This is a genomic window from Dyella kyungheensis (genome assembly GCF_016905005.1).
In the GTDB taxonomy this organism is placed as follows: Bacteria; Pseudomonadota; Gammaproteobacteria; order Xanthomonadales; family Rhodanobacteraceae; genus Dyella; species Dyella kyungheensis.
Window position 1 is genome coordinate 40,616 of the sequence record NZ_JADIKC010000008.1, and the last position, 13,844, is coordinate 54,459.

12 protein-coding genes are annotated in these 13,844 nt (G+C 57.2%); 8 read left to right on the forward strand and 4 right to left on the reverse strand.

The genetic code is table 11. From position 1 onward, the window contains the following. Nucleotides 1-68 precede the first annotated feature (68 nt). Nucleotides 69-1,160 (forward strand): alpha/beta hydrolase, encoded by a 1,092-nt coding sequence (locus ISP20_RS17560; protein ID WP_204637429.1) that lies wholly within the window; start codon nucleotides 69-71, stop codon nucleotides 1,158-1,160. A 197-nt stretch (nucleotides 1,161-1,357) separates the two neighbouring features. On the opposite strand, the gene ISP20_RS17565 is transcribed toward ISP20_RS17560, so the two are convergent. From ISP20_RS17565 to ISP20_RS17580, 4 genes are all read right to left on the reverse strand, one after another. Next, on the reverse strand, nucleotides 1,358-1,693 hold the full coding sequence (locus ISP20_RS17565) for an antibiotic biosynthesis monooxygenase family protein (protein WP_204637430.1): 336 nt from the start codon (nucleotides 1,691-1,693) through the stop codon (nucleotides 1,358-1,360). Between the two features lie 122 nt (nucleotides 1,694-1,815). Further along, nucleotides 1,816-2,427, reverse strand: a complete 612-nt coding sequence (locus ISP20_RS17570; protein ID WP_204637431.1) for a TetR/AcrR family transcriptional regulator — start codon at nucleotides 2,425-2,427, stop codon at nucleotides 1,816-1,818. Between the two features lie 31 nt (nucleotides 2,428-2,458). Continuing rightward, complete coding sequence (locus ISP20_RS17575; protein ID WP_204637432.1) at nucleotides 2,459-2,950, reverse strand: DUF302 domain-containing protein; 492 nt, start codon at nucleotides 2,948-2,950, stop codon at nucleotides 2,459-2,461. 68 nt (nucleotides 2,951-3,018) lie between these two features. Further along, nucleotides 3,019-4,494 carry an amidase family protein gene (locus ISP20_RS17580; RefSeq protein WP_204637433.1) on the reverse strand — a complete coding sequence of 492 codons (1,476 nt, stop codon included), beginning with the start codon at nucleotides 4,492-4,494 and terminating at the stop codon, nucleotides 3,019-3,021. Nucleotides 4,495-5,007: 513 nt separating this feature from the next. Between ISP20_RS17580 and ISP20_RS17585 the strand changes: the two genes are divergently transcribed. The 7 genes from ISP20_RS17585 (at nucleotide 5,008) to ISP20_RS17615 (ending at nucleotide 13,828) form a co-directional block, all read left to right on the forward strand. After that, complete coding sequence (locus tag ISP20_RS17585) at nucleotides 5,008-5,283, forward strand: type 2 periplasmic-binding domain-containing protein (protein ID WP_204637434.1); 276 nt, start codon at nucleotides 5,008-5,010, stop codon at nucleotides 5,281-5,283. A gap of 264 nt (nucleotides 5,284-5,547) precedes the next feature. Further along, nucleotides 5,548-8,004: an EcoAI/FtnUII family type I restriction enzme subunit R gene (hsdR, locus tag ISP20_RS17590; RefSeq protein WP_204637517.1), complete on the forward strand. Its 2,457-nt coding sequence runs from the start codon at nucleotides 5,548-5,550 to the stop codon at nucleotides 8,002-8,004. Between the two features lie 2 nt (nucleotides 8,005-8,006). After that, nucleotides 8,007-8,855, forward strand: coding sequence for an FRG domain-containing protein (locus ISP20_RS17595; protein ID WP_204637435.1), 849 nt, complete (start codon nucleotides 8,007-8,009; stop codon nucleotides 8,853-8,855). Between the two features lie 3 nt (nucleotides 8,856-8,858). Continuing rightward, on the forward strand, nucleotides 8,859-10,316 hold the full coding sequence (locus tag ISP20_RS17600; RefSeq protein WP_204637436.1) for a type I restriction-modification system subunit M: 1,458 nt from the start codon (nucleotides 8,859-8,861) through the stop codon (nucleotides 10,314-10,316). Continuing rightward, nucleotides 10,313-12,586 carry a restriction endonuclease subunit S gene (locus ISP20_RS17605; RefSeq protein ID WP_204637437.1) on the forward strand — a complete coding sequence of 758 codons (2,274 nt, stop codon included), beginning with the start codon at nucleotides 10,313-10,315 and terminating at the stop codon, nucleotides 12,584-12,586. The genes ISP20_RS17600 and ISP20_RS17605 overlap by 4 nt, the downstream gene beginning before the upstream one ends. Nucleotides 12,587-13,155: 569 nt before the next feature. After that, on the forward strand, nucleotides 13,156-13,347 hold the full coding sequence (locus ISP20_RS17610) for a hypothetical protein (RefSeq protein ID WP_204637438.1): 192 nt from the start codon (nucleotides 13,156-13,158) through the stop codon (nucleotides 13,345-13,347). 139 nt (nucleotides 13,348-13,486) lie between these two features. Continuing rightward, nucleotides 13,487-13,828: a HigA family addiction module antitoxin gene (locus ISP20_RS17615; RefSeq protein ID WP_204637439.1), complete on the forward strand. Its 342-nt coding sequence runs from the start codon at nucleotides 13,487-13,489 to the stop codon at nucleotides 13,826-13,828. The last annotated feature ends 16 nt before the right edge of the window (nucleotides 13,829-13,844 follow it).

Consider the following 13,844-nt stretch of genomic DNA (forward strand, 5'->3'; position numbering starts at 1 on the left):
GCACGCCCGTCGCGGAAGTTGATTATCGATCTGCTCCCACATACTTAATTGATATGAAACGCTGCTTCTTGCGGCGTTTCAAAGTATCGCTTCGCCTCGGCATCATGGCCGCTCTGCGCGGCAAGCGACGCGTGCGCTATCGGCACTGGCAAGGCTTCTTCTTCACCATGGCTATCGCAAACCACTTCACGCGCACGGCAGGCTTCTGTTGCCTGGTACTCGGCTTCTCCTCATTCGGAGCAAGCGCGGAACATCGCCAGACGCATCAAGGTCGCGAGTTGGCGACCAACTCCGAAAATTGTTACGACCCGGGCGATGCCACCGAAATCCGTCTATGGGAAGACAGAGCCCCAGGTGCCGTCGGCGATGATCCATGCCGGGATATTCCCTACTTCAAGATGTATCGCGCGCCTGGCGACACGGCGCCGACGCGAACCGCGATCATCGTCATGCCAGGCGGAGGATACGACCGCCTGAGCGACCGTAAGGAGCAAGCACCGGTAGGCGAGTATTTCTCGCAGAAGCTTCATGTCACCACGTTCGTTCTGTTCTACCGACTGGTACAAAAGAACGGCGTCTATCGGTACCCGATCCCCATGTGGGATGCCCAGCGCGCCATCAAGTTGATTCGTTATCGCTCCAACCAGTACGGCTTCGACGCAAACAAACTGGGTGTATTCGGGTTCTCGGCGGGCGGGCACCTCGCGACTATGATGGCCGTGCATTCCGCGACGGACTTCAAGCTCGATCGGCACGACGTTGTCGACGCGCTCAACGGTCGACCGGACTTTCTTGGCTTGGGCTATCCAGTCATTTCCATGTTGCCGGATGAGTTCGCTTCACCCAACTCCCTTGGCCATCTCCTCCAAGGATATGAGGGAGGGGCACTGTCTTCGTTGGAGCGTTATCTTTCAGGGCAGTACAACGTCACGCCGCATGCCCCTCCCACCTTCCTGTTCGAAAGCATGGACGATGCACAGATCAGTCCGCAGAACAGCGTGCTGTTTTCCGGAGCCCTGCAAGAAGCTCGGGTTCCGCACGAGACCCATCTGTTTCCGCACGGAAAACATGGAGCAGGACTGGCTTCCGATATCCCGCAAGAGAGCGAGTGGCCAAGAATGTTTCACGATTGGCTTGTGAAGAGCGGCTATCTCCCATAGGCGATTTTTCGCGCTAAGAACGGAAGCGGGTCGGCTCCGAATGAGTGCAATGGCGCGAGCGCTGCTTGGCGCACTGAGGCCGCATCCACATGCACGCCGGCATCAGCCAGTGCGTCGACGGGGTATCCGAGATGTTCCCTCTGGGTCAAGCAAATGCGCAACTCATGGCAAGGAGTACTCAACGCCGAGGCACCTTGTCACTGATCTGTGACTTGTGGGGTAAACGTTCCTGCGACGTTGTATGCGCCAGGCTCAAAGGTGGCGATCGCCAAGGCCTCAGTTAAATAGGGGGTCGCGACAGGATCTCCGCGCATGGCCTGATACGCTTCCATGCTCTGCCATTGGGCATACATCGTGACTTTGGTGCCATCCAGACTGCGGTGCAAAGCGGCAGAAACGAAGCCTTTTGTATGGCGCACGGACAGATCAGTTGCTTGAGTCAGAAGATCAATGAGCTTCTGTTGATTGTCTGGACTCACCGTGAACACGTTGATGAAAGTCAGAAGGCCGCTGTCTTCCGAGATGATTGTCATAGAGAGGATTACCTTCAATTGCGCGCAGCGAGGATAGCTAGGGAGTCTGATGTATTGATGGATGCTTCGAACCACATTGGTGAGCGTGGAAAAATCCATCTAACGGGCCATCGCCCCAGTTTTCAGGCGTGCTCCAGCGGATTTCTCAAAACATCAACAGACGCAGCGTTAGTGAGAAGTAGCGCGGCATCAATGCCGTCTTCTAAGATCTTTTTCGCATGCGCCGTATCTGGTATAGCGCGCGCAAACTCAAGTGTCCCCACCATGAGAGCGAAGATGGCTGTCGCGCGGCGATGAGCGGCGGCAGAGTCAAGGTTTTCAAGCTGACCCGCCAGCAGCGCAACATAGCGGCTCAACCCCTGCTCATAGGCCTCCCGAGTTGCTTCGGGCTGCCGTGCGATCTCCGGAAGCAGCGCTGCCGAAGGACACCCAATTTGGGGTGCTGTAAGGTGATCCGGGCTCAAATAGCCACGGATGATGGCCTCAAGATTGAGCCCCGCGCGTAAGTCTTCCTCAAGACGAAGTTGCTGGCCACTGAGTGCGTCGACCAATGCGTCACGAACCAGTTCTTCCTTCGATTCGAAGTGGGTGTAGAACGCTCCATTCGTCAGGCCGGCCTCGCTCATAATTCCGGCGATTCCCGCCGCCGACACCCCATCCCGGCGGAAACATCTCGAGGCTGTCTCGAGTATCTGGCGTCGTGTCGTTGCTTTTTGACCTTTCTCGTAACGCATTGTCTTTTCGCTCTCAGGATATTCCGCGATCTCAGCTCGCAGCTTCTTCCAGCAAAGCCCTGAGATTGAGATCAAGCTGTAGTGCCACCTCGTCGACTTCGTCACTGCCAAACTGCCCAAAGACGAAGGAAGGTCGGTCGTACTCGAATGCAACTTGGCCGTCGGTATCCTCGCGCAACAGCACGCGGACCGGTGCGTAGAGGCCAGCTGACAATTGGTGGCGGGTCATCTTGGAAGCGGTAAGTGGATTTCCAATATCGTACTGAATGGAACGGCGCTGGAGTCCTGCCACAGCCAACAACGCGCCGTGATCACGCTGGGCGAAAATAGACAGTGCGGGACATGCCTCTAGTTCCTGAAGTGCTCGCTTGCTCTCACCATAGCGGAGAAGGACGAAAATCCCGTCGTCGATGCGAGGGGCCAAGGATGAGAGCTTCGCACGAACATTCTCGAAGAGGTTTGCAGATTTGATGGTGACGTGCTCGACCGAAATCGTGCGCACGGAATACGTTGCCTTTGACATGGTGATCTTTCCTATTGCTAGCGCGAAATGGAGTCGGCCCCCTTCCATAATGGAAAGGGGTCCGAGATTCAGAACGTAGCCGTCTGGGCACCCAAAATGGCCTCAATACGACGAGCCAGGTCCAGCAGGGCGCGGTCGCTTCGCAAAGGGGCATCGAGCTCAAGGCCGATGGGAAGCCGGTCACTCGACAAGCCCATCGGGAGGTTGATGCCCGGCAAGCCCACACTGCTTGCGGATACCGTGTTGGTTGCCAGGGCGAGATAAGTGACGTCTTTGCCCGCGATGGTGAAATTCGTCTGCTGGTCGATCAGTGGTGCCGTGCTGGGCGTGGTCGGCTGCAGAATTGCCGCGGCTCCTTGCGCCACGAATACCTGGTCCAATCGACGCTGGATCTCCGGGCGACTGACCGTGAGCGCCGTTTGATAGGCTTCATGCGAGATCGCGCCCCCGCCACTGGGCAACACCATGTGGCCCCAAACGTCGCGCAGCTCTGGCTTGAGGGCCTGATAGATCTGATCAAACGTCGTCGGGATTTGGTGGTGGCGAACAAACTCCGAGACCGCGCCCATCGTCTCGTGAAAGAAGATGCCCCACGTTGCGGAATGGATGAGGGCGCCGTAATCGTCGCCAAGGTCCACCTCAATCAGTTCAGCACCCGCGTGCCGCAGCTGGCGAAGGGACTCATGGAAGCGGGCTTCGACTTCCGGATCGATCAGATCGAGGAATTGCCGCGGTGCATAAGCCAGCCGGATGCCCGTTAGGTCAGGTCCGCCCTTGAATGACGCCCTGTCCCGTTCGCCGGTCACGATCTGATCAAGCAGCGCGATATCTTCGACGCTGCGTGCAAATGCACCGGTCGTATCGAGCGTATGGGAAATGGGCGCCACACCGGTGCGCGGCCATCGACCCGTCGTCGGCTTGAAGCCCACCACGCCGACAAGGGAAGCTGGCACGCGGATCGAGCCAACGGTGTCGCCACCCAAGGAAGCTGGAACAATGCCGGCACCCACGGAGGCGGCGGAGCCACTCGAAGAGCCTCCTGTCACCCGATCATGCGCGTGCGGATTCTTTACTTGCCCGAAGTCTCCATTGCTGCCGGTCAAACCGAAGGACATCTCCACGAGGTTGTTCTTGCCGAGTACTAATGCGCCGGCATTTTTAATCGCGCGGACGGCATCTGCATCCTCTTCTGGTACGAAGTGGCGGAGGCCGCCGATCCCCAGGCTCGTTGCCAACCCCTTCGTCAAGTAACTGTCTTTCACGCCGATCGGAACGCCCAAGAGCGGGGCTGCCGAGCCGGCCGCGCGCGCTTTATCGGCGTCTCTTGCTGCGGCTAGAACGCCGGCTTCATCAACGCTGATGAATGAGTTGAGTTCGGTCTGCGTTCGCGCCTGCTGCAATAGGGCAGACGTATAAGCCTCGGAGGTAACTTCGCCGCGGCTGATGGCAGCGGCGGCCTGGGCGAGTCCGAGCATAGTCAGGTCACTCGCCCCTGCCTGCGCAGGGCGGCTGGAGATATCGGTGGCGGCGGTTGTGTCGTTCATAAAAGCCTCGCAAGAGCGGAATGATGTGCCGTTGTCATGGCCGCGCAGGGCGCCACCGCGATGCCATTACGATCATCATATAGCATGATGATCGTAATTCAATAGGCCAAATTCAGGCCGCGAGCAGGGCGCTCAACACGAGCACACCTTTCAGACGGTGCTAGAACCCTCTCACGCAGTTATCGCGAACTGCGCATTTCTTGCCCAGTTGGCAGCCGTCACGCCTGCTTTCCAGTCGCGGCGAAAGCTCGTGTAGCAGAGGTCGCCGACGCCTCGTCCAAGTTACGATTTATTAATATACTGATAGGTATAGTTATTCCATGTCGAGAGACATCAGTCCCACCGCTTAGCCTGGCTTCCCCTCCTACCTAAGCAAACTAAAGATGGATGACCCAAAGCCCGCAGGCTCCCCTTGCGGGCTTTTTATTTGTCGATACCGAGGAAGGTGCTGTCCACACTATTGAGCCCTGTAGGACTTGTCGCTCCAAAGGCGTCTACGGGTAAGGATTGCCCGTGTGGGAGTTCGAGCGCGACGGCGACGCAGTGCGCATCGATCCCACCGGCCCGCTGCGTACGCGTCCGGGTGCCGCGTCCGACTTGCTCATCCAGGGCGCGCTGGCCGAGATGGGTGTGGTGCACATCTATGATGAACTCTTACGTCCCCACTTCGATTTAGGCGGGCTGGTCCCCATCCTTAAGGACTGGGAGCAACCTTCGGTGGCCCCTTCCTCTATTTCCCGTGGCGACGGAACCTGCCCACGCCGCTACGCGCTTTCGTGGACTTCGTGAAGGCCCGCGACGCCGGATAGGCTCACGAGCAGTGCCGCTCATCGCGTGCGGACGTGTGAATACCCGTGTCCAGTGGTGATCCTGGACGTAGCTGGACCGTTGCGATCGAGCGGCCAAGTTATGGTTCAAAGCCGCGGCCAACTTATGCTTTAGCGAACAGAAGCGCACGGAACTCCGTTCGCCGCTTTATCGCCTTACCCGGGACTTGCTTTGCTAAGCTTCTGAAAGTGAGCCTTGAACAGGCGACAGCAGGGGCTTTGGCCGGTGAACACAGGGACGAAACTTAGCGAGCGTGACGTCTGCACCAAGCTCATCACTCCGGCGTTGGTTGCTGCCGGGTGGGACGTGCAAACCCAAATTCGTGAAGAAGTTAGCTTCACTAAGGGTCGCATCATTGTCCGCGGGCGACTGGTCACCCGAGGCAAGGCCAAGCGTGCCGATTACGTCCTGTACTACAAGCATTTGCCACTGGCCTTGATTGAGGCCAAGGATCAAACGCATGCGGTCGGTGACGGTATGCAGCAAGCGTTGGGCTACGCCGCCGTACTGGACATTCCCTACGTTTTCTCCTCAAACGGCAAGGGCTTCCAATTTCACGACCGCACCGGCGTATCTGCGCAGCTCGAACAGACTCTATTAATGGACGAATTCCCCGGCTCTGAGGAGCTGTGGGGCCGCTACCGGCATTGGAAAGGACTCGCGCCTGAGCAGGAAAGCACCGTCCTACAGGCTTACTACGAGGACGGCACCGGCAAGGAGCCGCGCTACTACCAGCGCAATGCCATCAACGCAGCTGTCGAGGCCATCGCCAAGGGGCGGAATCGCATCTTGCTGGTAATGGCCACTGGTACGGGTAAGACATATACGGCGTTCCAGATCATCTGGCGTCTGTGGAAGTCGGGACAGAAGAAACGCATTCTGTTTCTTGCCGACCGCAATGTGTTGATCGACCAGACCATGGTCAACGACTTTCGTCCGTTCGGCCCGGCGATGGCCAAGTTAAGCACTGCCAGCAAGACCATCGAGCGAGCAGACGGCAGCGAGGTCGAATTGACACTGGCGCTGGACAAGAAGCGTCGCATCGACCCCGCTTACGAGATCTACCTCGGTCTGTATCAGGCCATCACTGGGCCGGAAGAGCGCCAGAAGTTGTTTCGCGAATTCTCGCGGGACTTCTTCGATCTCATCGTTATCGATGAGTGCCATCGTGGCAGCGCGGCCGAGGATTCGGCGTGGCGCGAGATCCTGGAGTACTTCGGAAACGCAACCCAGATAGGCCTCACCGCAACACCCAAGGAGACCGAGTACGTCTCTAACATCCATTACTTCGGCGAGCCGGTTTACACCTACTCGCTTAAACAAGGCATCAGCGACGGATTCCTCGCACCGTACAAGGTCATCAAGGTGCATCTGGATGTCGATGTGCAAGGGTACCGCCCGCAGCGCGGCGAAACCGATAAGTACGGTTATGCCATTGATGACCGGCTTTACAACGAGAAAGATTTCGATCGCAGCCTCGTGATCGACGATCGCACCCAGCGCGTTGCCAAATGGATCTCCGACTACCTAAAGCAAAGTGGTGATCGGTTCCAGAAGACTATCGTGTTCTGCGTAGACACCGAGCATGCCGCGCGTATGCGCCAGGCGATGGTGAATGAGAATCCCGACCTGGTTAAGCAGAACCCTCGATACGTCATGCGTATGACTGGCGATGATGTAGAAGGCACGGCTCAGCTAGGCAACTTCATTGACCCCGAGTCGACTTGGCCGGTCATTGTCACCACTTCACGCCTACTCTCGACAGGCGTCGACGCGCAGACTTGTCGACTAATTGTGCTGGACCGCGAGATCGGCTCGATGACCGAGTTCAAGCAGATCGTCGGCCGTGGCACGCGCGTGCACGAGGACACCCACAAGTACTACTTCACTCTTGTGGACTTTCGCAAGGCGGCCAATCACTTTGCCGACCCGGATTTTGACGGCGAGCCGGTGCAGATTTATCAGCCCGAAGCATACGATCCGCCGGTTCCACCCGATGACATACCTCTTGATGAGGGGGGCATGCCATTGCCGCCACAGCCTACCGATGAAGAGACCATTGTCGATCGTCCGCCTCCGCAGATCCCGCCGCCTGTCGTAACCGACGACCGGCCACGCAAGTTCTACGTCAAGCACCGCCCAGTCACAGTGGCGCTTGAGCGCGTTGAATATCTTGACGAGTCCGGCAAGCTGGTTACCGAGTCCCTGCGCGATTACAGCCGCAATACCATTCGCGGCCATTTTGCGAGTCTCGACATCTTCCTTCGCCGTTGGCGCGATGCCGAGCGTAAAGAGTCGGTGCTCGCTGAATTGGCCGAGGAGGGATTATTGCTAGAGCCCCTTCACGAAGAAGTCGGCAAGGACATTGATCCCTTTGACTTGATCTGCCATGTCGCTTTCGATCAACCTCCGCTCAGCCGACGCGAGCGCGCCGCCAGCGTGACCAAGCGAAATGTGTTCACTAAGTACGGTCCGCAAGCTCGCGTGGTCTTGGAGGCGCTGCTCGTCAAATATCGAGATGAAGGTGTAGTTGCAGATCTGGATAATGTACGGGTTCTGGAGATTCCGCCTTTCAATGCGATGGGCACCCCGCTTCAGCTCATCAAGCCCTTCGGCAGCAAGGCAGGCTTCGAGAATGCTGTGCACGAGTTGCAGCAAGCCCTATATGAAGAGATCGCATAGACATGGAGAAGGTCGGAAAGACTCACGTATTTTCGTATTTTGATGAGATCCAGGAGATACGAAAGGCGACTAATGTTCAAATTCGAGGTGGTGCAGGGCATGCAGTGTCGTCCTATATGGAGCTGGCAAAGAAAGTTGCAGATCTTCAGTTCCATAATCGCGACTACGTGCTCCTTTTTCGAGGGCAGGGCAATGATTACAAGAATCGGCTGCGCAACACGACTCTCAAGCCTACCCTCTTTAGGGCAAGTGCTGGTCGTGGAGTTGATCCACCAGATCAATTCGAGCTGTCGCAAAGATTTGACCGTCTTGCAGTATGCGAAAGAGATCTGGCCGAAACTTTTGAACGGGAGCAGATCACGGGTCGTCAGAGAATTGCGAGGTACCGAATCCTTCGATGGTCAATCCTGCAGCACTATGAGGTGTGCGCAACCCCCTTATTGGATGTTTCGCAATCCATTCGGGTTGCGGCGTCGTTTGCTTCCTTCGGGGCAAGGGGGGACGCGTTTTTTTACGTGCTGGCTGTGCCCAATATAAGCGGTGCCGTTACGGCGAGCGCGGAAGCGGGGCTACAGGTGATTAAACTTGCGGGTATATGCCCCCCTGACGCGGTGCGACCGCATATACAGGAAGGTTTTCTGCTCGGCGAATATCCTGAGATGCCAGACTTTGATCAGAAGCGTTACTACGCGCCTTATGAGATCGATTTCGGCCGGCGCTTAATCGCGAAATTCCGGCTCGATCTAAGGAGATTCTGGAGTGATCCGAACTTTACGAAGATCGAACACGAAGCACTTTATCCGAACTTGCACGATCCATTGCTCAATTTGTTGAAAAACCTAGGTTCCTAAATCATGTCAGCCCGCACTACTGTCAAATCCATCCAGGACCTCATGCGCCAGGATGTAGGCGTCGATGGGGACGCCCAGCGCCTATCTCAGCTGTGCTGGATGTTTTTCCTGAAGATCATCGACGATCAGGATCAGCAGTTAGAGCTGATGCATGAAGGCTTCAAATCACCCATTCCGTCGCGCTTGCAGTGGCGAAGCTGGGCGGCCAACCCCGAAGGCGAAACCGGCGACAGCTTGATGGCTTTCGTCAACGATGGTCTGTTCCCAGCGCTCAAGGAGCTGCAGACCTCGGGAAAGCAAGCCAGCCGCGCGCGTGTTATCCGCAGCCTTTTTGAGGATGCCTACAATTACATGAAGTCCGGACACCTGATGCGTCAGGTGATCAATAAAATCAACACAGTGGACTTCAACGATCTGGCCGAACGCAAGCACTTCGGCGAGGTTTACGAACAACTGCTCAATGATCTACAAAATGCGGGCAACGCGGGTGAGTACTACACGCCGCGCGCGGTCACTGCCTTCATGGTTGACCGTATCGATCCGCGTCCCGGCGAGAAATTGTTCGATCCGGCTTGTGGAACCGGTGGCTTTCTCACTTGCGCCATCCGCCATATGCGCGATCACTATGTGAAGTCTGTGACAGACGAGAAGGCCTTGCAGTCTTGCCTGCGTGCGGTGGAGAAAAAACCGCTCCCCCATATGCTGTGCGTCACCAACATGCTGCTACACGGCGTTGAGGACCCAGGCTTCGTGCGACGCGACAACACGCTGGCCCGGCCATATATCAGCTGGGAGCAGAAGGAGCGGGTGGATATTATCCTCGCGAATCCTCCGTTTGGCGGCCGCGAGGAAGATGGAATTGAGTCCAACTTCCCAGCGCACTTCCGCACAAAAGAAACCGCCGATCTTTTCCTTGCGCTCTTTATTCGCCTACTTAAGCCTGGCGGACGAGCAGCCGTTGTGTTGCCCGACGGTAGTCTGTTCGGTGAAGGCGTCAAGACGCGGCTGAAAGAGCACCTGCTGGAAGAGTGCAACCTTCACACCGTCGTGCGGTTGCCTAATAGCGTGTTCAAACCCTATGCCACCATCGGCACCAACCTGATGTTCTTCGATAAGGGCGCTCCCACGCGTGATATCTGGTACTACGAGCATCGCGTGCCCGATGGCCAGAAAGCCTACTCAATGACCAGGCCAATCCGGATCGATCACTTACAGGATTGTGTCGATTGGTGGGGTGGTGCCAGCCGCGAAGGTCGAGTGGAAACGCCGCAGGCGTGGAAGGTCTCTATCGAAGAAGTGAAGGCTCGAGGCTACAACCTCGATGTAAAGAACCCGCACGCTGAAGCTAGGGACCATGGTGATCCGCAAGCGCTTCTTGCGGAACTGGTTGCCACCGAAAACGAAACGGCGCGGCTGCGCGACCAACTGAAGGCAGTTCTTGTCGAGGCGTTGGCGCGATGAATGCACAGGAATTGCTTAGTTCATTGGAGATATTGGGAGATGGGCCTGCGCAAATTCAACAAATGCGTAAGGTTATCGTGGCACTCGCAATTTCCGGGAAGCTGACGAGCGCCGGTGGTGCTGCCGACCCGCAAAAGGCTTGGGCATTGTTAAGGAAAACTTTCGTAGCCGCCGCGCTTGTTGGAGGAGTTCCACGCAAAGGACTCGATGGCTCCATCGATAAAGATGACTTGCCGCGGGGATTTCTTGAGGCTGATCGATTTGTGCGCTTAGGCGACATAGCGAGGATCGAAAAGGGTCGCACGGGCATTAAAGGGGCGAAGCCGGGCCCGTTCCCGATGGTGGTCACGGCTGCCGCACGAACAACGAGCGAGCACTATGACTTTGACGGTGCAGCCGCAATTGTGCCTTTGGTATCGTCAACTGGGCACGGCAAAGCCAGCTTGCATCGTCTTCACTATCAGGAAGGGAAGTTCGCCTTGGGAACGATCTTGGCGGCGATCTTTCCACGTGACGAGCAGCTTGTATCTGCGCGATTCCTGTTTGAGTACCTGACAACATTTAAGGACGAATTGCTCGTTTCACGAATGATAGGGACGGCAAATGTATCTCTAAGCGTCGGGAAAATAGCCGGCGTTCCCGTGCCTATCATTGACATGGCAACGCAACGGAAGGTCGATGAGTTGATGGCGCTGTGCGACCGGCTGGAGATGGCACGAGTGCGCCGTGAGGCTACGCGTGATCAGTTGACTGCAGCTAGCCTCGCTCGCCTTGATATTCGTGACTCTGGCACTTTTCCGGATGACGTCCGTTTCGCCCTAAATAGTATTCCGGCACTTACCAGCCGCCCCGACCAGGTCAAGCAGCTTCGTCAAGCCATTCTCAACCTGGCCGTCCGTGGCAAGCTTGTGTCACAGCATCCACAGGACGGGCATTCATCGGACTTGTTAGCGCAAATCGCCAAGGAGAAGGCTCGGCAAGTGAATGCCGGGGAAATCCCGGGAGGAAAGGCAAACATCCGAGATACTAGGCGTCTGCCAAATGGACTTCCTGAATCCTGGGTATTGATTGCTTTGAACGAGGTCTGCAGCTTAGTAACGAGCGGATCCCGCGGGTGGGCTGAGTTTTATGCGGACACCGGCGCTGGCTTTATTAGGTCACAAAATATCAAGTTCGGAACGCTCAATCTTGATGATATGGCCTTCGTCCGCCCGCCCTCAGATTCTGAGGGGAGCAGAACGAAAGTTGAGAAGGGCGATCTCCTTATTGTGATCACAGGCGCGGGAGTTACGAACACGGCTTTGTTGGATCATGAAATTGCTGAAGCATATGTCAGTCAGCATGTTGGCCTCATTCGGCCCACTGAGAAAAAGCTTTCAAGGTGGCTTCTGATGTGCCTTATGGCTAACGATGGTGGGCGAGCTGAGCTGCTTGAACGAGCTTATGGCGCTGGGAAACCTGGTCTAAATCTCGAAAATATTCGATCGCTTTCTATTCCTCTTCCTCCCTTAGCAGAACAGCAGCGCATCGTCTCCAAAGTCGACGAACTCATGGTTCTTTGCGACCAACTCGAAACAAGCATCGTCGCCGGAGAAGCCGTCCGCGGCCGCCTGCTCGACGCACTGCTGTGCGAGGCCCTTAAGCCTGTGTCCGAAATAAGTAGAAGGCGGTCGCGTGCTGCTGTAAGCGGCTACGTGGTCTCACGACTCGGTTCAAAGCGGAGTTTTGGCCGTACTGCACACATGAAGTACCTATATTTTGCCGAGTCTCGCCTTGGCTTGAGTCTGGGAGGACGATACATGCGTGAAGCTGCCGGTCCTCTAGACACGAGTATCTATGATCTGGAGAGGGAGGCAGAAGTTGCTGGTTGGTATACCCATAGCTCCGAGACGCTTTCTTCAGGCAACGAGAAGGTGAGTTATAAGCCCGGCAAGGCGCTCAAGTTAATTGCAACTGAGGGCATTACCGTCCTGGGCAGTATGCGCATAGAGATGGATCGCCTATTGGACCTTATGGGTGGCCTGAAGACGGAGCAGGTCGAAATTATCGCGACCCTCTTCGCTGCCTGGAATGACGCCCTGATCGATGGCGATGATCCGAGTGACGACTGGATCGTTAAGGAGGTTCGCGAGCACTGGCACAGCCGAAAGCAACGATTTACGCCGGCAGAACTTCTAAAGTGGCTCGGGTGGATGCGCCAAAGCGACATCGTTCCACTGGGTCACCCACCGCGTACGATCCAACAGACCACGATGGAGCTTGATCGATAGCCTTTAGCGCAGACGATACGTTGTGGCACGCGTTTCCGCAGGACCGACCCTTCAAGCGGCTGCGAACGATTCGCCTGCCCGGATATAGCACGGCCGGCGACAAGGACTGCTTTGCGTACTGGCTGGAATTCGTTCGGCTGATTAGGGCAGCATCGCCGCCGGCCTGTGAGCCTGCACTGACGCGCAGTTCAGCCGGTGTTTGCGCACCAACCGCATTCCGAAAAGCGCACGCTCGCCCCAACTATTTCCGACAGACGTTGAGACGGCCAATCGCTAGCTTCGTCTAGCCATCCGCGAATCCGATTTTTCTTGCAACGCCTCGCGAGTGGTCATGACTCCAAAGTCATGAAGCGCGAGCCGTGAGTGCCGTTAACACCCACGACCCGCTAACCATCGCCAACTCAGAGAAGTTGATCATGGCTACCCGCGATCATACGGCAGGCATTCGCCCGTCAGTTCCCGCTGACCACACCCTCACTGGTCCTCCCGACGCCCTTCCTCCCGCACGCGTCGCGTGGCCCGAGACCTCCCCTCGAAGCACTCGCGCAGACATCGCCTTGGCGGTTCTCATGCTCACGCGCCTGCGTTACGACAGTGAGCAATGCCGCAAGGCGCAGGCCAGGGGATTCCGCGCCAGATCGTTGGTGTGGCCGCTTTCCGCGGCGGAAACCACCAGCCTTGGCACCGCGGTCGAATGCCTGCAGCAGTACGCCAGGCTGCTCGGCCACGAGCCACGAGTGAGTTCTCCGCACGGCCATTGATCGCCCCGGCGGCGCATCGTTCTGCATGGCGGTGCGCCGCAACCTGGGGATCACTGACATAACCACTAGGCATTCGCTGGCACGAATGACCGTAGGCGCGCGCCTGATCTAAGGGCGTGCCTGACAGGGGAGCAAGTCCATGGAACTGATCAAGCTTGGGCCGCGCCTGGGCGTGGATGCGTCGCTGCGTCTGCGCTCTCCCGGGGACGTGCTGTTGCACGACTACATGCGTGCGGAGGGGCTCAACCCCGCGCAATTCGCACGCCGCACCGGCATCGCTGCGGTGCATATCAAGGAAATCCTCGCCGGCCAACGATCCGTATCGCCAAGGAACGCGATACGGCTGGCCATCGCGCTGGATACATCGGCGCTCTATTGGCTGGTGTTGCAGGCGCGCTATGACCTGGCGTGCGAGGCGCGAGGCATCGCTGGAACCGCTCGCTTTGCGGCGGGCACCGAAGCCGTTCCCGACATCCGTTAGCCGCGCCTTGAAGGCA